The 22,199-nt window shown below is 57.0% G+C and carries 18 protein-coding genes; 10 read left to right on the forward strand and 8 right to left on the reverse strand.

All coding sequences use genetic code 11. The features are described 5' to 3' along the window. Positions 1-65: 65 nt before the first annotated feature. The 3 genes from pepT to GOV85_RS04145 all read left to right on the forward strand — a co-directional run bounded on the left by pepT (position 66) and on the right by GOV85_RS04145 (position 3,225). Positions 66-1,322 carry a peptidase T gene (gene pepT / locus GOV85_RS04135; protein ID WP_171175259.1) on the forward strand — a complete coding sequence of 419 codons (1,257 nt, stop codon included), beginning with the start codon at positions 66-68 and terminating at the stop codon, positions 1,320-1,322. Positions 1,323-1,402: 80 nt separating this feature from the next. Beyond that, the gene (locus GOV85_RS04140; protein WP_171175261.1) at positions 1,403-1,822 is read left to right on the forward strand and encodes a DUF4177 domain-containing protein; all 420 of its coding nucleotides are present in this window, start codon (positions 1,403-1,405) and stop codon (positions 1,820-1,822) included. 326 nt (positions 1,823-2,148) lie between these two features. Beyond that, positions 2,149-3,225 (forward strand): PLP-dependent cysteine synthase family protein, encoded by a 1,077-nt coding sequence (locus GOV85_RS04145; RefSeq protein WP_171175263.1) that lies wholly within the window; start codon positions 2,149-2,151, stop codon positions 3,223-3,225. Between the two features lie 12 nt (positions 3,226-3,237). Here the strand turns inward: GOV85_RS04145 and GOV85_RS04150 are convergent, their stop codons facing one another. Further along, a complete protein-coding gene (locus GOV85_RS04150; RefSeq protein WP_171175265.1) occupies positions 3,238-3,492 on the reverse strand; it encodes a BolA family transcriptional regulator in 255 nt (84 codons plus the stop codon). A 108-nt stretch (positions 3,493-3,600) separates the two neighbouring features. Between GOV85_RS04150 and GOV85_RS04155 the strand changes: the two genes are divergently transcribed. Continuing rightward, complete coding sequence (locus tag GOV85_RS04155; RefSeq protein ID WP_171175272.1) at positions 3,601-4,227, forward strand: J domain-containing protein; 627 nt, start codon at positions 3,601-3,603, stop codon at positions 4,225-4,227. A 137-nt stretch (positions 4,228-4,364) separates the two neighbouring features. After that, positions 4,365-4,913, forward strand: coding sequence for a hypothetical protein (locus tag GOV85_RS04160; RefSeq protein ID WP_171175275.1), 549 nt, complete (start codon positions 4,365-4,367; stop codon positions 4,911-4,913). A gap of 166 nt (positions 4,914-5,079) precedes the next feature. Here GOV85_RS04160 and GOV85_RS04165 read toward each other — a convergent pair whose 3' ends face one another. After that, complete coding sequence (locus GOV85_RS04165; RefSeq protein ID WP_171175277.1) at positions 5,080-5,913, reverse strand: Hint domain-containing protein; 834 nt, start codon at positions 5,911-5,913, stop codon at positions 5,080-5,082. Positions 5,914-6,292: 379 nt separating this feature from the next. On the opposite strand from GOV85_RS04165, the gene cobS reads away from it, so the two are divergent. From cobS to GOV85_RS04185, 4 genes are all read left to right on the forward strand, one after another. Next, positions 6,293-7,279: a cobaltochelatase subunit CobS gene (gene cobS / locus GOV85_RS04170; RefSeq protein ID WP_171175278.1), complete on the forward strand. Its 987-nt coding sequence runs from the start codon at positions 6,293-6,295 to the stop codon at positions 7,277-7,279. A gap of 123 nt (positions 7,280-7,402) precedes the next feature. Next, positions 7,403-9,280: a cobaltochelatase subunit CobT gene (gene cobT / locus GOV85_RS04175; RefSeq protein ID WP_171175279.1), complete on the forward strand. Its 1,878-nt coding sequence runs from the start codon at positions 7,403-7,405 to the stop codon at positions 9,278-9,280. 137 nt (positions 9,281-9,417) lie between these two features. Further along, entirely contained in the window at positions 9,418-11,208 is a 1,791-nt protein-coding gene (locus GOV85_RS04180; protein ID WP_171175280.1) for an aminopeptidase P family protein, read from the forward strand. Between the two features lie 63 nt (positions 11,209-11,271). Beyond that, positions 11,272-11,613, forward strand: a complete 342-nt coding sequence (locus GOV85_RS04185; RefSeq protein ID WP_171175282.1) for a DUF427 domain-containing protein — start codon at positions 11,272-11,274, stop codon at positions 11,611-11,613. 194 nt (positions 11,614-11,807) lie between these two features. Here GOV85_RS04185 and GOV85_RS04190 read toward each other — a convergent pair whose 3' ends face one another. Beyond that, positions 11,808-13,049 (reverse strand): TAXI family TRAP transporter solute-binding subunit, encoded by a 1,242-nt coding sequence (locus GOV85_RS04190; protein WP_171175284.1) that lies wholly within the window; start codon positions 13,047-13,049, stop codon positions 11,808-11,810. A 386-nt stretch (positions 13,050-13,435) separates the two neighbouring features. Between GOV85_RS04190 and GOV85_RS04195 the strand changes: the two genes are divergently transcribed. Continuing rightward, entirely contained in the window at positions 13,436-14,803 is a 1,368-nt protein-coding gene (locus GOV85_RS04195) for a DUF3179 domain-containing protein (RefSeq protein ID WP_171175286.1), read from the forward strand. Between the two features lie 3 nt (positions 14,804-14,806). Here the strand turns inward: GOV85_RS04195 and GOV85_RS04200 are convergent, their stop codons facing one another. The 5 genes from GOV85_RS04200 to ftsZ form a co-directional block, all read right to left on the reverse strand. Beyond that, entirely contained in the window at positions 14,807-16,492 is a 1,686-nt protein-coding gene (locus GOV85_RS04200; protein ID WP_171175288.1) for a chloride channel protein, read from the reverse strand. Positions 16,493-16,592: 100 nt separating this feature from the next. Then, entirely contained in the window at positions 16,593-18,242 is a 1,650-nt protein-coding gene (gene recN / locus GOV85_RS04205) for a DNA repair protein RecN (protein WP_171175290.1), read from the reverse strand. 36 nt (positions 18,243-18,278) lie between these two features. Beyond that, positions 18,279-19,142: an outer membrane protein assembly factor BamD gene (locus GOV85_RS04210; protein ID WP_171175292.1), complete on the reverse strand. Its 864-nt coding sequence runs from the start codon at positions 19,140-19,142 to the stop codon at positions 18,279-18,281. A 126-nt stretch (positions 19,143-19,268) separates the two neighbouring features. Continuing rightward, on the reverse strand, positions 19,269-20,189 hold the full coding sequence (gene lpxC / locus GOV85_RS04215; protein ID WP_171175294.1) for a UDP-3-O-acyl-N-acetylglucosamine deacetylase: 921 nt from the start codon (positions 20,187-20,189) through the stop codon (positions 19,269-19,271). Positions 20,190-20,402: 213 nt separating this feature from the next. Further along, a complete protein-coding gene (ftsZ, locus tag GOV85_RS04220; protein ID WP_171175296.1) occupies positions 20,403-22,007 on the reverse strand; it encodes a cell division protein FtsZ in 1,605 nt (534 codons plus the stop codon). Between the last annotated feature and the right edge of the window lie 192 nt (positions 22,008-22,199).

The following is a 22,199-nucleotide window of genomic DNA, read 5'->3' on the forward strand; positions in this document are numbered from 1 at the left end:
GCAAGCCATCGGCTTGACTTCCCCCTGTTCGCGCTCTTTCTTCGCCTCCAGAGAGGTTAGGTATCATGCAGAACAGATTTGATCAGGAACTCGAAGACCGGCTGGTGCGATACGCGGCCATTGACAGTCAGAGTGACGAGACTTCCCCTACAACCCCAAGCACGCAAATCCAGTTCGACATGCTGAACCTGTTGCGCGACGAGCTGGCCCAGATCGGCGCGCAGGATATCGAGATCACAGGCGATAGCGTGGTGGTTGCAACCATTCCCGGAAACGCTCAGGGGCCGACAGTGGGCTTTTTGGCGCATGTGGATACGGCCCCACAGTTCAACGCCACAGGCGTCAAGCCGCGTGTCATCAAGGGATACAATGGCGGTGACATCTCATTCCCCGACGATCCTGATCTGGTTCTGTCGCCGGAAGAAAACCCCTATCTGGCCGAGAAAATTGGGCATGACCTGATCACCGCTTCAGGCACGACCCTGCTGGGTGCGGATGACAAGGCGGGCGTGTCGATCCTGATGACCATGGCGCGGCACCTGATCGAAAACCCGGATATTCCGCACGGACCGATCCGCATCGCCTTTACCCCGGATGAAGAGATCGGGCGCGGTGTAACCGAACAGCTGCCCAAGGATCTGGGCGCGGATTTCGCCTATACTCTGGACGGTCAGGAAGTGGGTGAGATCGAATATGAAAGCTTCTCAGCCGACCGTGCGGTGATCAAGATCGAAGGCGTTTCGATCCATCCCGGTTTAGCGAAAGGCAAAATGGTGAACGCTGCACATCTGGCTGCAAAGATCGTTCAAACGCTGCCTCAGGCCACCATGACCCCGGAAACCACCGATGGGCGCGAAGGGTTCATCCATGTCACCGACATGAATGGCGGCTCTTCCGAGATGGAGATCAAACTGATCCTGCGTGATTTCGAGCTGGACGCACTGGAAGCCCAGCGCAACATCGTGCGTCAGGTGTGTGCCGCCGTACAGGCCACCGAACCACGCGCGACCATCACCTGCGAGATCAGCCATCAGTATCGCAATATGCGCTATTGGCTGGAAAACGACATGACGCCAGTCGATCTGGCCCGGGATGCCTGTCGCGAGTTGGGGATCGAACCTCTGTCCGTCCCGATCCGTGGCGGCACCGACGGGTCGCGCCTGACCGAGTTCGGCACCCCCTGCCCCAATCTGTTCACTGGGATGCAGTGTATTCACGGGCCGATGGAATGGATTTCGGTGCAGGACATGGCGCTGGCGACCGAACTGTGCCTGTCGGTTGTGACCAAGGCAGCACAGACTGGTGGCAATCATCAGGGCTGAAATCCGCCGGTTGGGCAACGGCTCTTTCCCTCGGGGATCAGCGTGTTAGTTTATCGCGAACAGGTGTTTAGGAACAGTTGATGCAGCGCTACGAATACAAGGTGATCCCCGCCCCACAAAAAGGTGTCAAAGCCAAGGGCGTCAAAACGGCTGAGGGTCGCTTTGCGGTCTCGGTTGAACAGGTCCTGAACCAAATGGGTCAGGACGGCTGGGAATACCAACGCGCCGAATTGCTGCCCAGCGAGGAACGCGCGGGCCTGACCGGATCGACCACAAACTGGCGCAACGTGCTGGTGTTCCGGCGCGTGGTGGAAGAAGACGTTGACGCACCTGAAATCGGCACAGCACTAGATATGGACAGCACCCCGTTGGCCCAGCCAGTACAGGGCCCTGACGAGGTTCAAGCGCCGAAACCGATTGCGGCGGAAGCGGATGAACCGCCCTTGTCTTTGAAACGGTCTGATGAAACACCCGAGGCCGGTGAAATCTCAAAAACCTAATCTTTGTAGCAGGGATTGGTGTCTTTATCAGGCCCCTTGACTGCCTGCTATATTGAGAAACCTCTAAGTCTTTTAAATTTACCACCCCTTCAATAAGGATTTTTTTTCGCAACCAGCGTCTAGATTTATCCCTTGATGGATCCAGCCCGCTTCGATCGCGAATGATCAGAACAGACGCTTTTCAACGCGTATTCTCGCCCGAAAAAGAACGGAAGTACTAAAAAATGGCAGCGACTTGAACACAAGCGGTACACGCCATTTGAAAAAGGGATACGCCCCCCGAAAATATATGGCATGTTAACTGAATAACCGGGAGGGACATCAAAATGGCTATTCGGCAAACGCAAGGGCGGGCACGCCTTTATGACAGCATTCTCGATACCGTGGGCGACACGCCTTGCATCCGGGTCAATCGGATCGTGCCAGAACATGTAACCGTCTATGTGAAGTTCGAAGCGTTCAATCCCGCCGGTTCGGTCAAGGACAGGCTAGCGCTGAATATCATCGAAGCAGCGGAACGCGACGGGCGATTGAAACCGGGTCAGACAGTTGTCGAGGCAACCTCGGGCAATACCGGCATCGGCCTTGCCATGGTTTGCGCGGCCAAGGGCTATCCGCTGGTTGTAACGATGGCAGAAAGTTTCTCGGTCGAGCGGCGCAAGCTGATGCGCTTTCTGGGGGCCAAGGTGGTTCTGACCCCCAAGGCGCAGAAAGGGTTTGGTATGTACACCAAGGCCAAGGAACTGGCCGAGGAAAACGGGTGGTTTCTGGCCAGCCAGTTCGAAACCTCTGCCAATGCCGATATCCATGAGAACACGACCGCGCGGGAAGTTCTTGCAGATTTCGAAGGGCAGCGACTGGATTACTGGGTGACCGGATACGGAACCGGCGGTACGGTTTCCGGTGTATCTCGCGTCCTGCGGAAGGAACGGCCGGAGACAAAGATCATCCTGACCGAACCAGCCAACGCCGCAATTGTGTCATCGGGGTACACCAACACCCGCAACGAGGATCATCAGCCGACCGAGAGCCACCCGAATTTCGAACCGCACCCGATTCAGGGATGGACGCCGGACTTCATTCCCTGGGTCCTGCAGGAAGCCATAGACAACGAATATTACGACGAACTGACCCCTGTGCCCGGACCCGAAGGGATCGCGTGGTCACGCCGACTTGCCTCGGAAGAAGGTATTTTTACCGGAATCTCGGGCGGGTCGACCTTTGCCGTCGCAATGAAGATGGCCGAATCCGCGCCAGAGGGATCCGTTTTTCTGGTCATGCTGCCGGACACTGGCGAGCGTTATTTGTCGACCCCTTTGTTCGAAGGCATCGAAGACGACATGACAGAAGAAGAATATGCGATTTCGGCGTCAACGCCCTCAGCGCAGATGAGCGCAGACTGACGTTCTGCGCGTTCAGGTATCGATATCCAGTGCCAGCGCGTGAATGCGGGGCACGATATCGCCCAAGGCTTTGTGAACCGCACGATGACGGGCGACACGATTTTGCCCTTCGAAGGCGGCGGCGCGAATGCGGACGTTGAAGTGGCTTTCACCACCATCCTGATAGCCCGCGTGGCCGCGGTGGCTTTCGCTGTCATCGATCACCTCAAGCTCGCGCGGGTCAAAGGCAGCTTGCAGGCAGGTTCGGATCTCGTCAGTCACGCTCATTTTTTCGCTCAGCGGTAAAAATTTTACCGCCCCCCTCTTCTACTTTCGGCTGCTTAGATTAAACTGCTGCCTCCGAGTCGAAAAGATGCGTTCGTGAGGATTGAGAGCATGGCGAAGTCAGACCCCTTCGGATTTGATATGTCCGTTTCCAGCGCCAAGAAAAAGAACCCGCGCGGGCGCCGGGGCATGTCAGGCGCGTCCGAGACGTCAGTCCGGATCTGTGATCATGAGGGCTGCAACGAGCCGGGCAAGTTCCGCGCACCCAAGGCACCGGATGTGCTGGATGATTTCTTCTGGTTCTGCCAGCAGCATGTGCGCGAATATAACCAAAAGTGGAACTTCTTCGACGGTACCACCGAGGCCGAACTGAACGCGCAGCGATCAAAGGACAAAGTGTGGGAACGTGAGACCAAGCCGATGGGCGACCCCGAGGCCCGTGCCTGGGCCCGTCTGGGCATTGAGGACCCGCATCAGGTGCTGGGTGCCAACAGCACGCAGAACAAAGGCCGCACTTCGGGTGGTGGTGGCCGGCGCCTGCCCCCCACCGAACGCCGAGCAATCGAGATTCTGGAAGCCAATGACAGCTGGTCCAAGGCAGAGGTGCGCAAGGCCTACAAGAAGTTGATCAAGGTTTTGCACCCGGACATGAATGGCGGTGATCGCTCGCAAGAAGAACAGCTGCAAGAGGTCGTCTGGGCCTGGGACCAGATCAAGGACAGCCGGAACTTCAAATAAATCTGCGACCCGACAGCTGTGGCTTTGTGTGTACACTGCCCGGCCCGATTGCGATCAAGCTCACTGGAAACCTTGTTCAATTCCCGCAATAGTGGTGGAGTTTGAACACGGGTATTAACGGAGCAGCCGCTGTGCGTATGCCATACCTCCTTTTGCTTTTTTCGCTGGGCGTTTATTTCGCGGCCCCGTTTCTTCCGCCTGAATTCGCGTTCGCCCGAGAACTGAGCCTGCTATTCATTGTCATCAGCCTGATTTGGGGGCTGCGCGCGTGGCTCAGGTGGCGCAAAGCAAACACATGGATCATCGTGGACGGGTCCAACGTGATCCATTGGAAAGAGGGTAAGCCGGATCTGGGCACATTGCGGCTGGTGCTGTCGGCGCTGAAGACGGCCGGGTTCAAACCGGGTGTCGTATTCGATGCAAATGTCGGCTATAAGCTCGACGGCGAATACATGAACGACCGGGCGCTGAGCCGCGCTTTGGGTCTGCGTACCAAGCAGGTCATGATCGCACCCAAAGGAACGCCGGCGGATCCTTTGATTTTACAAGCGTCGCGGGACAGCAAGGCACGCATTATCACAAATGACCGGTTTCGGGATTGGGTGGACGAGTTTCCGGATGTTTTGAAAGCGGATCGCCTCGTGAAAGGCGGCTTTCGTAACGATGAGCTTTGGTTTTCGCTATGAGTAGGTGACCGTCGTTTCAAAGCTAAAGTTTGCGCGCGGTGCTGTGACGTACTTTATGTGGCGCCCTCATTTCAAATTGATGGTAGTCGATCTAGAGAAGCAAACTTTGCACTAACTTGCTTGACCGCGGTGTAGATCAGTAAATGGCAGGGCTTTCTCCGCAAGCTTAACTTATTATTACAAGTGCTTCCCAACGCTTCAAGCAACTCAGGCGAGTTTGTGAGGGCACTGTCGAGCGATCACTTAATTCCGAAAATAGCGTTAGCAACTCTTTTACGTCTTCGCGGTGGAAGGATTTCAGCGCTATATCACCCAGAAATAAACTTTCAGTTGGCAAACCGTTGGACATCAGTATTGCGTGGCGACAGCAAGCAATGTGGTAGTACGTGACCGGCTCATTGAAATGAACCTGACGAATGGTTTTGTCGTTCACCAGATGGATTGCTGCGGCAAAGACTCTAGGCTCTCCGTACAGAAGTTCTGCGCGCCATCCTTCCAGAACAATTCTGTGTTGCGGAGATACGTACAAATCGCGGTGAAGAATGCCTTCTCCCAACGCTCCCTTTTGGATACAAACGGGGTGCAATTGAGGGTTGCGCCTCAAATCCTCCGCGCTCAGGGTCTTTTCTCCAATCCACTCAATGGGCAGCAGATCACCACTGGAAAGGCGCACTTTATCCCCAACTGACAGTTCCTCGACAGCGCAATACCCTTTTTCGGTCGCTATCATAGTGCCCTTCACGAAACACGGCACAGTTCCAGCCGGAAGCGCGACGGTCGCTATAAGAGAGTCGTTATTCCCATTACCAGGACCCGTAGACGCGAATATTTCGACGGTCAGCTGCGTGTTGGGAGGAATGACGACACCGGGGGTGAGGTCAACAGTTAAAACCCCGCTCGACGAAATCGAAACAGAATAATCTGAAGGGTTCAATCCCCCTGTCCCCGTAACAACAACATTCCATGAAGCTCCGGCCTTGGTCGCGGTGTATTGTTGCATAACCGAAGACGACCCAGTGGGGATTGCGATCGAAGAGGGGCCTAGAATTGTTAGCGCCATTGGAGCTTTTTTCCGTTAGCCAACACCGAGAGCCGATTATGCATCAACATATCGTCGATTTAACCCATTATATTTTATTATTGCAATGTTGATATGTTTCGTGGCTTTACGGCTGCGCGCCTCAAAGGCAAAACGTCCCTTTTTTTGGTTTGAGCCGTAAGTCACGAGCCTCGGCGCGCTATGCCGATAAGGCCAGTTTCAAAGAAACATCCCCTCAGCGTTTCCGCGCTGCCTCTTTCCCTTGCCCTTGCCCGCAATATGTTGCACCACACACGGGTTCAGACCCAGCAAGACGGGCCACAGGATAAGGACAAGACGAATGGCTGACGGATCGATCGACGTAAACGCGAAACCCACCGAAGATATCTCGGTCCGCGACGTATTCGGCATTGATACGGAAATGAAGGTCAAAGGCTTTGCCGAGGCCACAGACCGCGTCCCGGCCATCGACCCTACCTATAAGTTTGATCCTGAAACGACCTTGGCGATCTTGGCGGGCTTTTCCCACAACCGTCGTGTAATGATCCAGGGCTATCACGGCACTGGCAAATCGACCCATATCGAACAGGTTGCAGCGCGTTTGAACTGGCCTGCTGTGCGTGTGAACCTGGATAGCCATATCAGCCGGATCGACCTAATCGGCAAAGACGCAATCAAGCTGCGTGACGGCAAGCAGGTGACTGAATTCCACGAAGGTATCCTGCCCTGGGCGCTGCGCAATCCGGTCGCCATCGTGTTCGACGAATATGATGCGGGTCGCGCGGACGTGATGTTCGTAATCCAGCGTGTTCTGGAGCATGACGGCAAGCTGACCTTGCTGGACCAGAACGAGATCATCACGCCGAACCCGAACTTCCGCCTGTTTGCCACCGCCAACACCGTTGGTCTGGGCGATACTACGGGCCTCTATCACGGCACACAGCAGATCAACCAAGCCCAGATGGACCGTTGGTCACTGGTCTCGACACTGAACTACCTCAGCCACGATGCCGAAACGATGATCGTGCTGTCGAAAGCGCCGCACTATAACACGGCTGAAGGTCGCAAAACCGTTAGTCAGATGGTCACTGTGGCCGACCTGACCCGGACTGCGTTTATGAATGGCGATCTGTCGACTGTCATGAGCCCCCGTACGGTAATCAACTGGGCACAGAACGCCGAGATTTTCCGCGATGTCGGCTATGCTTTCCGCCTGTCCTTCCTGAACAAGTGTGACGAGCTGGAGCGTCAGACCGTAGCCGAGTTCTATCAGCGCTGCTTCGACGAAGAGCTGCCGGAAAGCGCGGCAAGCGTAAGCTTGGGGTAATCCGCTGGAGTTCGCCCGTTAACGGGCGCAATGCCTCCGGCGGAGGTATTTTTAGCCAGATGAAGGCGGATCCGGTTTCTCTGTCGGTAGAAATCGGATCTGCAATGTGAAAGGCTTGGGGACATGGCACAGAAGAACGACAACCCTGCTGATCCGTTCAAGAAGGCTTTGGCCGAGGCAACCAAGGTCATGGCCGATGACCCCGAGCTGTCCGTAACCTATACGGTTGATCCTTCGGGCATGTCCGGCGAGGCGATGCGTTTGCCTCAGGTTTCGCGCCGGATGACGCGCGAAGAGGTGCTTCTGGCACGCGGCACAGCCGACGCTCTGGCCTTGCAGCGCAAATATCACGACGATGCCACTCATGCGCGCTATGCGCCTCCGGGGGATATGGCGCGTGACCTCTATGAGGCGATGGAGACCGCCCGCTGCGAAGCGATGGGCGCACGGGATATGCCCGGCACCGCCAGCAATATTGACGTCAAGATCGGACATGAGGCGATCCGGCGCGGCTATGACCAATGCAAGCAGCCTGCCGATGCACCTCTGGCTGTGGCAGCAGGCTATCTGATCCGGCACTTGGCCACCGGGCGCGATCTGCCGCCTGCGGCCGAGAACATCATGAACCTTTGGCGCGGTTTCATCGAGGAACAGGCCGGAGGCACGTTGGAGAATCTGGACGAGATTCTTTCGGACCAAGCCGAGTTTGCCAAATTTGCCCGTCAGGTGATCAAGGATCTGGGCTATGGCGATCAGCTTGGGGATGACCCCGATGAGCTGGATGAAGAACAGGAAGATCAGGCCGAGGAAGACGCCGAGGAACAGCCCGATCCCGACAGTACCGGTCAGGATGACCAGGACGAGCAGGACGCCGATGCGACCCCTGAGCAAAGCCAGGAAGAGCAGCAGGATCAATCTCAGGCTCAGGTCTCGATGGACGAGATGGCCGAGGATGAGTTGGGCGATGAGGCGGAGATGCCTGAAGGGGAAGCGCCGCTGGAGCCGCCTGCACCGCCTCCTGCATCTGAAGCTGACCCGGATTACCGCGTATATCTGGACACTCATGATGAAGAGATCGCAGCCGAGGATCTGGCAGAACCAGCGGAATTGGAACGGTTGCGGGCCTATCTGGATCAGCAGCTCGAACCTTTGAAAGGGGCGGTTTCACGTCTGGCTAACAAACTGCAGCGCCGCCTTCAGGCACAACAGAACCGATCTTGGGAGTTCGACCGCGAAGAAGGCATTCTGGATGCCGGTCGCCTGGCGCGTGTTGTGGCGAACCCGACCACGCCGCTGAGTTTCAAGGTCGAGAAAGATACCGAATTCCGTGACACCGTGGTGACGCTGCTGTTGGACAACTCGGGATCAATGCGCGGGCGTCCTATTTCCATAGCGGCAATCTGCGCGGATGTACTGGCGCGGACGCTGGAGCGCTGCAACGTAAAAGTCGAGATTCTGGGCTTTACCACGCGGGCGTGGAAAGGTGGTCAGGCGCGTGAAGCGTGGTTGAACGATGGTCGACCGCAGCAACCCGGACGCCTGAATGACCTTCGACACATCATCTACAAGGGCGCGGATGCGCCCTGGCGGCGCGCACGACCAAATCTGGGCCTGATGATGAAAGAGGGGCTTCTGAAGGAAAACATCGATGGTGAGGCCTTGGAATGGGCGCATCGTAGGATGCTGGCGCGGCGCGAGGCGCGCAAGATCCTTATGGTCATTTCGGATGGTGCTCCGGTCGATGATTCCACGCTGAGCGTGAATCCGGCCAACTATCTTGAAAAGCATCTGCGCGACGTGATCGCCATGGTCGAAAAGCGCAAGATGGTCGAGCTGTTGGCAATCGGGATCGGTCATGACGTGACCCGCTATTATGACCGCGCCGTGACAATCACCGATGTGGAGCAGTTGGCAGGTGCGATGACCGAACAACTGGCGGCCCTGTTCGACATTGATCCGCGTGCACGGGCGCGTGTGATGGGGATGCGAAAGGCCAGCTGAGGCTGGCTTTGCCTCCGGCGGGCGTGTTTTTCCAAAAGATGAAGCGCCAATGGGCCATCAGGTACCGGGACGCTGATCTGGACATTTTTCCAATTGCCCCTCAGGGTCTGCCGGAAACGCAGCGAATGAGGCCCTTCATGTTCCAATCCTTTCAAGTGACTGCTCGCCCGGAACAGGGCCCTCCGCGACTTGCAGCTCTGCGGGATGAGATCGCACAGACAGGTTTGGACGGGTTTCTTATCCCGCGCGCGGACGCACATCAGGGGGAGTACGTAGCGCCACATGATGAACGTTTGGCTTGGTTGACAGGCTTTACGGGCTCGGCCGGTTTTTGCGTCGCCCTGCGCGATGTCGCGGGAGTGTTTATTGACGGTCGGTATCGTACACAGGTCAAGGCGCAAGTGGCCGAGGATTTCACGCCGGTGCCCTGGCCCGAGATCAGTCTGAGCACTTGGTTGAAAGAGCAACTGCCAGATGGCGGCAAAGTTGGGTTTGACCCCTGGCTGCACGCGGTAGGGCAGATTTCTAGCACGATGCGCGAATTAGACGGCACAGGTATCGAACTGGTACGGTGTGACAACCTTGTGGACCGGATCTGGGCAGATCAGCCCACCCCGCCGATGAACCCTGTCAAGTTGCATCCGATTGAGTTCGCCGGGGAATCGGCCGACAGCAAGATTTCTCGTCTGGCCGCGGGGTTGCATCGGGACGGGAGCCTAGCGTCAGTGACCACTCTGCCAGACTCGATCATGTGGCTGCTGAACATTCGCGGGTCGGACATTGCCTATAACCCCGTGGCCCATGGGTTTGCTGTGCTGCACGCAGTTGGCAGGGTTGATCTGTTCATGGCAGAGGAAAAGCTGGCGGAGGTTCGCGATCACCTGGGATCAAACGTCGCTATCCATGACCCGCGCACCTTCCTGGATGCTGTAGCGGCATTGAAAGGACCGGTGCAGGTGGATGACGCCACGCTGCCTCAGATCGTGGCGGATACGTTGGGCGACGCGATGACAGAGGGTGGCGATCCTTGCGCCCTGCCCAAGGCTTGCAAAAACCCTGCCGAAATCGCTGGCAGCGCCGAGGCGCATTTGCGCGATGCGGTGGCTGTGATTGAGACCTTGTGCTGGTTGGACGGACAGTCCCCTGGCAGCGTGACCGAAGCGCAAGTGGTCACGCGTCTGGAAGAGAACCGGCGTAAGGACAATGCGCTTCAGGATATCTCGTTCGACACCATCGCAGGGACCGGGCCGAACGGTGCGATCATGCATTACCGTGTGACCGAAGAAACTGATAGCCGTTTGGAAAACGGTCATATTCTGGTGTTGGACAGCGGCGGACAATATCTTGACGGCACCACCGATATCACGCGAACCATTGCCATCGGTAACGTCGGCGCAGACGAGAAAATCTGTTTCACACGTGTGCTGAAAGGCATGATCGCCATGTCGATGCTGCGCTGGCCCGCTGGGCTTGCGGGCCGGGACATAGAATGCGTGGCCCGCACACCGCTATGGGCTGCGGGTCAAGACTTCAATCATGGGGTCGGCCATGGGGTCGGTGCGTATCTGAGTGTGCACGAGGGACCCCAACGCCTTTCAAAAGTAAGCCATGTACCGCTCAAGCCCGGTATGATCCTATCGAACGAGCCCGGATATTATCGCGAAGGTGCCTTTGGCATCCGCATTGAAAACCTTGTCGTGGTAGAAGAGGCACCAGCCCTGCCCGGCAGCGACGCAGAGCGCGCAATGCTGAACTGGCGCACCCTGACCTTTGTGCCGATTGACCGCAGGTTGATCCTGGTGGATATGTTGACGCCTGATGAACGCGACTGGCTGAATGCCTATCACCGCGACGTGGCGGAAAAGATCCGCCCAAGGCTGGGACATGACGCGCAACTGTGGTTGGATGCCGCAACAGCACCGGTCTGACACAGGACTGTTACATAGAACGGGCAGAGGAGAGGCCCAAATACGACGAGGGAAGGAATAGGAATGACTAAGATCACGATCCAAAAAGCGCCGGGCAAATGGAGCGTCCGTTCGGGCGGTGCGATTCTGGGCGAGACGAATAACGCTCTGGAACTGCACGAAGGCGACAAGGATCCGGTGATTTACTTCCCGCGTGGCGATATCGCGATGGCGTTCTTGGATAAGACCGACAAGGTGACCCATTGCCCCCTCAAGGGCGACGCGACGCATTTCTCAATCGTCAACAAGTCATCTGTGACTGAAAACGCGGTCTGGAGCTATGAGGACCCGATCCCGGACGTGGCCGAAATCAAGGGCCATTTGGCGTTTTATCCGGTCGATTCCGTGAAGGTTGAACAGATTTAGAAGAGCCCGCTGAGCGTTGCGAGGTGCCAGCGGTCGAATGCTGGCTTTAGGGATGACTTCGGCGGGAGACTAGCTGACTTTGAACAGATTCTGGCATCCGGAAAGCAGACTATATCACGCAAAATCAACCGACGATACTTTCAGAATCCTTTGTTAACGCCGAGAAATCTGAACCTGTGCGACAAATCAAACGATCAAGGGCTTTCGCTTCGCGCGACCGGATCGGATTCTTGTTCAGCAGCGCTGCGGCGCGTGATCTCTTGTCGAATTAAGCCTATATGCAGTCGCGCGTCATACGCACCTTGACGGTAAGCAAGCGGCAAGTTGAGATTGGCAATGTTTGCATCCAGTTCCTCGATACTTTTCGCCACCGCGTCTAAATCGCTTTGCGTCCGGGCTTGTGCCAATTCTTCTTCCAGCGCTGCAATCCGCTGATAAAACCGCCAGACACGACGTTTCTGAAACCACACATATCCAGATGGAACGATCCGCAAAAGCGGTGCAAGGAAAAGCAAGGGCAATAGTAATAGAAGAACACGGCCAAACTGAGCAGCAATCCAATAAGGTAAAACGGCATGCAAAAAATTTGGGCCGGTATTTATCAATTCTTCAGCAACTTTGTTTAACGGAGCGGGCGGAGACTCGGTTTTTGGGTATTCGCTTGCACCTTGCAGAATGCCGGGCTGACCATGGATGATCTTTGCAGCAGCAACCAAACGATCTGCAACTGCCGGATGCAGATCAGGGCCGCCAATCATTGACGCTCTCAATGCCAAAATCTTTACGTCTTCTGGGGGTCTTGGCGGGTCAAGAGTGATCGACCCGGCAGGCACGGTCACCGAACTTGCCCCTTCTAGCTTCAGTGCAAGCGCATCGACTAAAGTCATAGGGACGAATTCTATATTGGGGTCAAAAATCGCGTCCATGAGATAAGGCGCATCAAGAGGCGCGACAAACAATGCGGCATCGGCTTTGCCGGTGTAGAGCGCATCGATGGCATCCAAGCCACCTGCATCCACTAGCGTGATGCCGGTATCTTTATGCCCCGCCGCTTCTATCAGGGCGATCGCAGCCGCACGGGTTCCGGACCCCTCTGTTCCTGCTGCAAGTCGGATGCCGTCCCATTCCCCTGCATTGCCGCCAATTGGGCCGGGTTTTCCTTGAAACACCACCATTGGTTCAAGAAAAATGGCACCCAATGATTGCAAGCCGCTTTCCTGAGGAAGATCCAGACCACCTTGAACAAACGCGACGTCGACTTCACCGGAAACAAGTTTTTCGATGTTTTCTACAGAACCTGCGGTCTCAACCAAATCGATTTGAATGTCGTCGCGTGCAAGTTCTGCTTTATATAGTTGCCCAATCTGCCAATAGCCCCCTCCGTTAACTCCGGCCGCAAGCCTAATGCTACTGGGTGGTTTCAATCCAAGAATCAAAAACGCAATCAACCCAACAAACAGAATGGGAAGAAGAACAAAGATGAGTACGCGCATGAATTCTCACACTCAGATGATCCGAACTGCTCCTTAAACCTCGCTTGTCCGCATTCTCCGCGTCAACGAAAATCAATCTAACTGAGCAGCGAATGACACGTTGGCCCCAAAGCCTGACGGCTATTTGCCTAAATACAAAACAGCACCTGTTGTTGCACTAAAGCCAATTTGCCCGGTGGCTTAATATGAAAAAACTCATCAATCAAAGAAGATGGTACCAGCTTGAACTTAGCCAGGAGGCTTGCAACTGGATCCACCTCACACATCTGTGGAATGCATGTGAGCTGCAGAACGGGCACACTGGCCACCGGATATCGCCGGAGGCTTTCATGTCGATTTCACGTCGCAGTTTTGCAGGGATGATCGGGGCTGGTGCGTTCGCCCCCATTGCAGTGTGGGCGCAAGAGGATCCTGTGCTTGAGGCATTGCGCAGCACGCTAGATGGGCGCCGCACCGCGTTTGAGGCGCAGATGGCTTACCTCAGGGATCGCGGCCAACTGGACGTTGTTCCTGGGTTGTTGACCGCGATGCGCTATGCAGATCGCCGACGGGACGAGATTATCGAGGTGATGGAGGCCCTGACCGGGCAGAGATTTGGGAATGACTGGTTCGAGTGGATGCTGTGGCAAGAACGGAACCCGCAGATTGTCCCCCACCCTTCGCTGATCCCATTCAAACGCGAGGTGCTGCTGCGGATCGATCCGAATTTCGATGTGTTCCTACAGCCAGAATACCTGCAACGCGACCGGATGAAGATCCGGTTGGAAGAAATCGCATGGGGCGGGGTGCATAAGGATGGCATACCATCTTTGGACAACCCTACCCTGATCTCGGCATCGAATGCCGGGTATCTGAAAGGCGACGATCTTGTGTTTGGCGTGGCCATCAACGGGGATGAACGCGCATATCCGTTGCGGATCATGGGCTGGCACGAGATGTTTAACGAAGTGATCGGTGGCGTACCCGTAGCGCTGGCATATTGCACGCTCTGCGGGTCCGGCATTCTTTTTGAAACGCAAGTGGCGGGACGGCGAAAGCCGTTCATTTTCGGTTCGTCAGGGTTCCTCTATCGGTCGAACAAGCTGATGTTTGACCGCGAGACACATTCGCTGTGGAACCAATATACCGGCAAACCTGTTGTGGGTTCCTTGGTAAATAGCGGGATCACATTGAAACAGCGCCCGGTTGTGATCACTACGTGGGACAGCTGGAAGACCTCGCACCCTAAAACGCGCGTCCTTTCGCTGAACACCGGGCATCGGCGCAACTATGGGTCGGGCGTTGTCTATCGAGACTACTTCGCCTCAAGCGAGTTGATGTTCCCGGCTGTGGTGGACCAGTCCAGACATCGGCAAAAGGACTACATTTTTGCCGTCCGTCAGTTCGGGGCAGCGCGGGCCTGGCCGCTGAGTGCGTTCAAGAGCAAACCGGTGATCAACGACGCCATCGCCCAAACGCCGCTGGTTCTGATCGGAGATCCAAAGGAACGCAGCGTGCGCGCCTATGAGCGAAAAAGCCATTCATTCAAAGCTACACAAAGCGGTTTGCAGGATAGCGCAGGACAAAGCTGGACCGTGACTGAATACGCGTTGATCGGACCAGATGGCAAGCGCCTGTCTCGTGTTGCAGGCCATATCTCGTACTGGTTTGCATGGGACAACTACCTGGGCGATGCTGCCAGTATTTATGGCGGGTAACGCCTAGGAGTGCTCCTCGGCGGCCGTGGCGGCAAGCGCTCTGTTGTAAGCCTTGAGCGCGTCAACGTGATACAGCGCCCCGACGGGTGTTTCAGTGCCATCGTCTTCCAGAACAATGACTGGAATGCAGGGGATGTCGTCGCGGTCGAAATAAGGCATTGCAGCTTCCAGCGTTGCGCTTGCCTGAACGCACAAGCCTTGTTCAATCAGCCCTTGGGCCTCTTCCTTGGTGATCGAGCGCGGGTCGCCTATGGGGCGCATCACGACCCCGGCGCGTAACATTGCCAAAAGATACGCCTGCGGTCCGGCGGCAAGGTGGACATCACGGCGCTCTAACTGTGTAAGGAAGAAAGACCGGTCCACCAGACGCGAGGCCAATGCCGTGGACATGGACACAGTTACCATAACTGCAAGACCAATCTGCCAGTCCCCGGTCAGTTCAAAGACGATCAAGGTGGTCGAGATCGGCGCGCCCAATACCGCCGCGGCCACGGCCCCCATTCCCGCAAAGGCATAAAGCGTGTGTGTACCAGACACATCCGGCAGCAACCCGGTGGCAATCAGACCAAAAGCCAGCCCGGTCAGCGCCCCAATCATCAACGAAGGTGAGAACACGCCCCCACCCATACGACCACCCATCGTGATCGCGACGGCCACCGTTTTCAGGACGGCGAACAGTATCGCGGTGGTCAGAACCAAATCACCAGTCAGCGCGCGGATCGTGGTTTCGTACCCCACGCCGATGATGTGCGGAAACCAAATCGCCAAAAGACCCAGCATCGCACCAGATACTGCTGGGCGCAGCCAACCGGGAATGGAAAGACGGTTCTGAATATGGCTGCCGATATCCTCGGCAAAAAAGATCGACCGCATCAGCAACAATGCGACAAAGCCGCAGATAAGGCCCAGGATCAGGAAAGCCGGAAGCTCGACATAAAATTGCAGCGACCCCGGCGTATCCAGAGTGAACTCTGTAACATCGCCATATTCCAACCGGTTGATCACAGTCCCCGCGACCGAGGCGATGACGATCGGAGCAAACGCGTGCACGGCGAAATGGCGCAACACAACCTCAAGCGCGAACAAAGCACCGGCGATGGGGGCGTTAAAGCTGGCTGAAACAGCGGCGGCAACGGCACAGCCCAACAGGTCGCGACCCGTGATCCCATCGGCGTGGATGCGATTGCTGACCCACGTGGAAATCACCCCGGCCATATGCACCACCGGACCTTCGCGACCCGTTGATCCGCCCGAGCTGAGCGTGATCAGCGACGCGAAGAACGAGGCGATGCCCGCCTTGACCTCGACCCGTCCGTCGGTGACCGCAGAGCCTTCGATCACATCGGCCACCGACCTTACACGCCCGTCATTGGTGAACCGGTTCAGGATGACACCCACAACCAGACCACCGATGATGGGAATAATCAGAACCATGAACCACGGAAGTTTCTCGGCATGACTGTGCAGCAGCAGAATGTCATCGGTGTCATAGAGGTAAGCCTGCAAAGCCCGGATGGCTTTACGGAAGCCAAGCGCCATGAACCCTGCCGCGATACCGATGGCCAGTGCGATGAACCAAAACTGGATCTGGCTTGGCCCCCGGCGCAGCATCACCCGCCACGCATCCTTGATCGCGGCCAGAGCCTGATTGAACTGGTTGCGCAGAACGGTGCGGGTCGATTGGGTCATTGGCCCTCGGGGATCATCTCTTAACCCTTAGTAAGCCACGGAGCGTCCATATAAAAGTGAGATAGCGACAGTGTGAGCACCGTTTCGCGCCATAGGCGTGTTAAGCCTGCAGCAAAGCCCGGGCAGCGGCGCGGGCTTCCTCGGTGATTGTATCGCCTGCCACCATGCGCGCGATCTCATCCACTCGGTCCGGTTCGGCCAAGGGAATAACAGTGGATAGTGTTTGTCCCTCTGTCACCTGTTTCTGCACGCGCCAATGATGCGCGGCACGGGCGGCGACCTGGGGGGAATGGGTGACAACCAGCACCTGCCCGCCCTGCGCCAAGGACGCCAGCCTGCGCCCGACCGCATCGGCTGTGGCGCCGCCAACACCCCTGTCAATCTCGTCAAAGATCATCGTGCGCGCGCTGTCATCGCCAGTTAGACAAACCTTGAGCGCCAGCAAAAAGCGGCTGAGTTCACCGCCCGATGCAATCTTGTTCAAAGGACCGGCCGGAGCGCCGGGATTGGTGGCCACAGTGAACGCCACTGCGTCAGTTCCTTCGGGGCCCGGCTCTGCCAAAGTGAGCTCGGTTTGGAACACGGCGCGTTCCATCTTGAGCGGGGCCAGCTCAGTCATGACGGCAGCATCAAGCCGCCCGGCAGCCGCCTTGCGGGCTGCGCTCAGCTCGGCAGCGGCGGTGTCATAAGCGTCCTGCGCCGCGTTCACGGCTACACGTTTGTCCGCCAGATCGGCGTCACCCGCCTCCAGCCGATTCAACCGGTCGCGCAAAGTGTCGGCAAATGTTCCAAGATCATCCGGCGATACATCATGCTTTCGCGCCTGTGCGCGGATGGCGAACAGGCGTTCTTCAGCCCGCTCCAGTTCCGCCGGGTTGAAATCCAGCGCCTGAAGGCAGGCATTCACACCATCCTGAGCCTCGCCCAGTTCGATCATTGCCCGCCCCAGTGCCGCAATCGGATTCTCCAATTGACCACCCGCGTTGTCGGAAACGCCCTCCAGCCAGCGGATAGCGTCGGACATCGCCCCTTCGGCCCCATCGCTGGACAGCAATTCAAAGGCGCGGGCGACATCATCACGGATACGCTCGGCCCCTTGCATCATCCGTCGACGGGCATCCAGTTCGGCGTCCTCGCCCGGTTGCGGATCAAGCTGGTCCAATTCGGCCACGGCATGGCGGAGGAATTCTTCTTCGCTGCGGACAGCGGCCAGTGCGGCCTCGGTTTCGGCTAGTGCCTTGCGTGTGCGTGACATCTCGGTCCAGGCCGCACGCACTTTGGCCAGTTGAACCGAAACCCCTGCGAAGTCGTCCAGCATCGCCCGATGGCCGCGCGGATTCAGCAACCCACGATCGTCATGCTGGCCGTGCAATTCGATCAGGGTTTCGGACAATGCGCGCAGTACTTCGCCTGAACATCGCCGATCATTGACCCAAGCTGTCTTGCGCCCTTCAGCAGTGTTTACCCGGCGCAAGATCAGGTCTTCGCCGCCCGGCAAACCAGCTTCGGCCAGAATCGCATGAGCGGGATGGTCGGCGGATAGTTCAAACTCGGCGACGACCTCGCCCTGTGCCGCACCCTGCCGCACCAATTCGGCCCGTCCGCGCCAGCCCAACACGAAACCCAACGAGTCCAGAAGGATCGACTTGCCCGCCCCGGTTTCCCCCGTCAATGCATTCAGGCCCGGCTGGAATGTCAGTTCCAACCGTTCAATGATCAGCATGTCGCGGATATCTAGGGCGCGCAGCATCGGGTCTTTAACATCCCACGCCAGAAGCCATGGCGATTACAACCACTCACCCTTGATGGTTTGACGATAGATCGTGCTGAGCCAGTTGTTACCACGGCTCTTGAGATCGAGACCGCGAGACGTCAGCAGCTTATATGCGTCGTCATACCATTCCGAAGACTGGTAGTTGTATCCAAGAATGGCACCAGCCGTCTGAGCTTCGTCCAACAGACCAAGGGACAGGTAGGCTTCGACTAGACGATAGAGTGCTTCGGCAGTGTGAGAGGTGGTCTGGAAGTCTTCAACGACCACACGGAATCGGTTGATTGCCGCGATGTAATGATCCTGACGCAGGTAATAGCGTCCGATCTCCATTTCTTTGCCTGCCAGATGGTCGAAGGCAAGGTCAAACTTCAGAACGGCCGATGTGGCGTATTCGCTGTCAGGATAAACCTCGATCACAGTGCGCAAGGATTGCAGCGCCTGGAACGTCAAACCCTGATCGCGGCCAACCTCATCGATTTGGTCATAATAGCTGAGCGCCAGCAGGTATTGCGCGTAGGCTGCATCTTCATCCGTGGGGTAGAAGTCGATATATCGCTGCGCAGCGGCCCGGCTTTCTTCATAGTTCTTATCCGTATGGAAGGAAAACGCCTGCATGATCAGCGCGCGTTTGGCCCAATCGGAATAAGGATACAGGCGTTCGACTTCCGAGAAATACCACGCGGCATCGTCCGAGCGATTCTGCGACAGTTCATATTCACCACGGGTGTAGATCTGTTCCGGCGTGAACCCTTCAAGGTTCTGGCTCCGGTCAGCGCCCCTGTTGCCGAAAAGGCCGCCCCCGTTACCACACGCCGCCAAAACTGCTGTCAGAAGAATCGCGCCTGCGAATCTGACTGCCGCTTTGCTGCCAACCATACCGCCCATCCTTGTCGTCTTACTTAATGGGGATCGCCCCGAATTGAGCCATGGTCTAGCACAGAAAATTCCGGTGCAAAACGCCTTATGCAACATCTGGCGCAAATGTCGTCAGAGTTGATCAGCCTAGGCGACTTCGGGAATTTCGTTTACGATCAACCCCTGCCCTGGCAAACGCGCGGCTTGTTGCGGTGTACACAGCACCGGACGCACCGCACCCGGCGTTTCGAACAGGTTGCGCAGCAAGGTGTTGGTCAAAGAATGGCCTGACTTGTTACCAGTGAAGTGGCCCAGAATCGGACCACCTGCCAGATAGAGATCGCCCAGAGCATCCAGCATCTTGTGACGCACAGCTTCGTCGGCGCGGCGGAAACCACCCGGGGTCAGAACTTCGTCGCCCTGAACTACAACGGCATTGTCCAGCGTACCGCCCAAGGCCAGCCCGTTGGCACGCATGGCTTCGACATCCGTGCGGCGGCAGAATGTACGGCAATCGCTGAGCTCGCGTGCAAAAGAACCGTTGCGCATATCCAGCGTTTTTGTCTGGCTTCCGATAGCGGTGTCTTCAAAATCGATATGGAAGTCGATGATCAGGCCGTCCGCAGGCACGATGCTGGCATCCGCGCCTTCGCGCGACGCGGTCACGGGCTTTAGAACCTCATAGGCCAGAACCGGGCTGGCCTGACGGCGCACGCCTTTTGCCATTATGCCGCGCACGAAGTCGATCGAAGACCCGTCCATGATCGGCACTTCGGGACCGTCAATCTCGATCAACGCGTTATGAACACCACATCCGGCCAATGCGGCCATGATATGTTCGATAGTCGAGACTGATACGCCTGAGTCATTCACAAGGCGAGTGCAAAGCGGGGAACGCTCGACTGCATGGTAGATTGCAGGGATCATTGCATCGCCCAGATGAATATCCGTCCGCTTGAACCAAATTCCATGCCCCGCCGCAGCAGGTTTGAGAACCATGGTTGCAGGTTGGCCGCCATGCAGTCCAACGCCTTTGAACGTGACCGGAGATTTGAGCGTATGTTGCAAAATGGGCCTCAGTGAGCAGTGTCCAGCCTGCGAGGGCTGTGTTGGACACTCAGTTAAGGAAGCCTGCGTCAAGGCTCAACTCACTCTTTGCAACCGAATGAAACATGTATGTAACAGATCGGCAAAACCCTGCTTACATATTCGTAAACCACTATTTTTAAACGATAAAGGGCCGCTAAGAAGCGGCCCTGTGAGTGGATTTTGTTACCGCGATCAGTTGGCTTGACGGCGCAGGAAGGCAGGAATTTCAATGCGATCCTGTTCCGGGTCGGCCTCATCCTGGGCCGGTGCGGTGGCTTCGGACTGACGCATAACGGGCTGCTGACGCGCTGCTTGCGCCGGTGTATCCGAGGCATGGCCAGTCATTCGGTCGATCAGGCGATTGAAGCCAAAACGCGAGCGTTCTTCAGTTTCAGGCTGCGAAACAGCCTCGGGCTGACGCGGTGCAGCCGGACGCTGCGGTGCGGATGGAACCTTTTGTACAGCCGCCTGTAGACGCTGCAGCGCCTCGGGCGACGGAGTACCAGCGGCATGGCCACGCGGGGCGACAAAGCTTTCGGGTGCGGGTTCGACATGTTCGGGCTGCGGCTCGAACTCAGCGACGCGCGGCTGGTAGGCTGGCGGCGGCAAGTCGTCCTCCTCGCGTTCGTCACGCGGTTGGAACTGAGGTTGCGCAGGCTCTTCTGCGGCCTCGAACAGCGAAGGTTCGCGGGTTTCTTCCATCTGAGGTGCGGCGTCCGCTACTTCGGCTGCAACAGGCGCTTCTTCCTGAACGTGCTCTTCCGCCGAAACGGTGCGGGTCAGCGGCTCGGACATAGAGCGGCGCGCAACCGGGACATCTGCGGACTTTTCGCTGGCGTCGATGCCGGTGGCAACAACCGATACGCGCATTCCACCTTCCATCGCAGTGTCCAAAGTCGACCCGACGATGATGTTCGCTTCGGGGTCCACCTCTTCGCGAATGCGGTTGGCCGCTTCGTCCAGTTCGAAGAGGGTCAGGTCGTGGCTGCCGGTAATGTTGATCAGCACGCCCTTTGCACCTTTGAGGCTGATTTCGTCCAGCAGCGGGTTTGCAATGGCTTTTTCTGCCGCTTGAACCGCACGATCTTCGCCGGTTGCCTCGCCGGTTCCCATCATCGCCTTGCCCATTTCGTCCATCACGGCGCGAACGTCGGCAAAATCGAGGTTGATTAGGCCGGGACGAACCATCAGGTCCGTCACGCCCTTAACACCTTGATACAGTACGTCGTCTGCCATCGAGAAAGCCTCGGTAAAGGTGGTTTTCTCATTGGCCAGGCGAAACAGGTTCTGGTTGGGGATAATGATCAGCGTGTCGACAACCTGCTGCAGCGCTTCAACACCGTCTTCGGCCTGACGCATCCGCTTCGCCCCTTCGAACTGGAAGGGTTTGGTGACAACACCCACCGTCAGCACGCCCAGCTCTCGGGCGGCTTGTGCGATGATCGGTGCGGCGCCGGTGCCAGTGCCCCCGCCCATGCCGGCGGTGATAAAGCACATATGCGCGCCCGCCAGATGATCGACGATTTGTTCGATGCTTTCTTCGGCGGCTGCGGCCCCTACAGTCGGTCGAGCCCCTGCCCCCAGACCTTCGGTGACCTTTACGCCCAATTGTACGCGTGCCGACGATTGGCTTTGCTGCAGCGCTTGCGCGTCGGTGTTGGCTACCACAAAGTCGACACCGTCCAGCTGTTTCTCAATCATGTTATTTACGGCGTTCCCGCCTGCGCCGCCAACGCCAAATACTGTAATCCGAGGCTTCAGTTCGTCGTGCCCGGGCATCGAAAGATTCAATGTCATGCTCTGTCCGCCTGTATTTATGTCCCGCCAAAGCGGTGTTTTTCTTACCTATCCTTTGTCGATTCTAGCCGGATGATGCGAAAAGGTCACGTCAAAAATCGCGTTTTGCCACAAAATATGGAGGAAATAAGGCATCAACCGGCGGCATTTCGCAGGCTGTGCCAGATATAGCGAAAACGTTGGCGACCATCA

It is taken from the genome of Ruegeria sp. HKCCA4633 (assembly GCF_013034605.1).
In the GTDB taxonomy this organism is placed as follows: domain Bacteria; phylum Pseudomonadota; class Alphaproteobacteria; order Rhodobacterales; family Rhodobacteraceae; genus Ruegeria.

What these genes read in the sequence shown, in the direction of transcription:
- pepT (WP_171175259.1), top strand. Translation starts at nt 66, where the DNA reads ATGCAGAACAGATTTGATCAGGAACTCGAAGACCGGCTGGTGCGATAC.
- GOV85_RS04140 (WP_171175261.1), top strand. Translation starts at nt 1,403, where the DNA reads ATGCAGCGCTACGAATACAAGGTGATCCCCGCCCCACAAAAAGGTGTC.
- GOV85_RS04145 (WP_171175263.1), top strand. Translation starts at nt 2,149, where the DNA reads ATGGCTATTCGGCAAACGCAAGGGCGGGCACGCCTTTATGACAGCATT.
- GOV85_RS04150 (WP_171175265.1), bottom strand. Translation starts at nt 3,492, where the DNA reads ATGAGCGTGACTGACGAGATCCGAACCTGCCTGCAAGCTGCCTTTGAC.
- GOV85_RS04155 (WP_171175272.1), top strand. Translation starts at nt 3,601, where the DNA reads ATGGCGAAGTCAGACCCCTTCGGATTTGATATGTCCGTTTCCAGCGCC.
- GOV85_RS04160 (WP_171175275.1), top strand. Translation starts at nt 4,365, where the DNA reads ATGCCATACCTCCTTTTGCTTTTTTCGCTGGGCGTTTATTTCGCGGCC.
- GOV85_RS04165 (WP_171175277.1), bottom strand. Translation starts at nt 5,913, where the DNA reads ATGCAACAATACACCGCGACCAAGGCCGGAGCTTCATGGAATGTTGTT.
- cobS (WP_171175278.1), top strand. Translation starts at nt 6,293, where the DNA reads ATGGCTGACGGATCGATCGACGTAAACGCGAAACCCACCGAAGATATC.
- cobT (WP_171175279.1), top strand. Translation starts at nt 7,403, where the DNA reads ATGGCACAGAAGAACGACAACCCTGCTGATCCGTTCAAGAAGGCTTTG.
- GOV85_RS04180 (WP_171175280.1), top strand. Translation starts at nt 9,418, where the DNA reads ATGTTCCAATCCTTTCAAGTGACTGCTCGCCCGGAACAGGGCCCTCCG.
- GOV85_RS04185 (WP_171175282.1), top strand. Translation starts at nt 11,272, where the DNA reads ATGACTAAGATCACGATCCAAAAAGCGCCGGGCAAATGGAGCGTCCGT.
- GOV85_RS04195 (WP_171175286.1), top strand. Translation starts at nt 13,436, where the DNA reads ATGTCGATTTCACGTCGCAGTTTTGCAGGGATGATCGGGGCTGGTGCG.
- GOV85_RS04200 (WP_171175288.1), bottom strand. Translation starts at nt 16,492, where the DNA reads ATGACCCAATCGACCCGCACCGTTCTGCGCAACCAGTTCAATCAGGCT.
- recN (WP_171175290.1), bottom strand. Translation starts at nt 18,242, where the DNA reads ATGCTGCGCGCCCTAGATATCCGCGACATGCTGATCATTGAACGGTTG.
- GOV85_RS04210 (WP_171175292.1), bottom strand. Translation starts at nt 19,142, where the DNA reads ATGGTTGGCAGCAAAGCGGCAGTCAGATTCGCAGGCGCGATTCTTCTG.
- ftsZ (WP_171175296.1), bottom strand. Translation starts at nt 22,007, where the DNA reads ATGACATTGAATCTTTCGATGCCCGGGCACGACGAACTGAAGCCTCGG.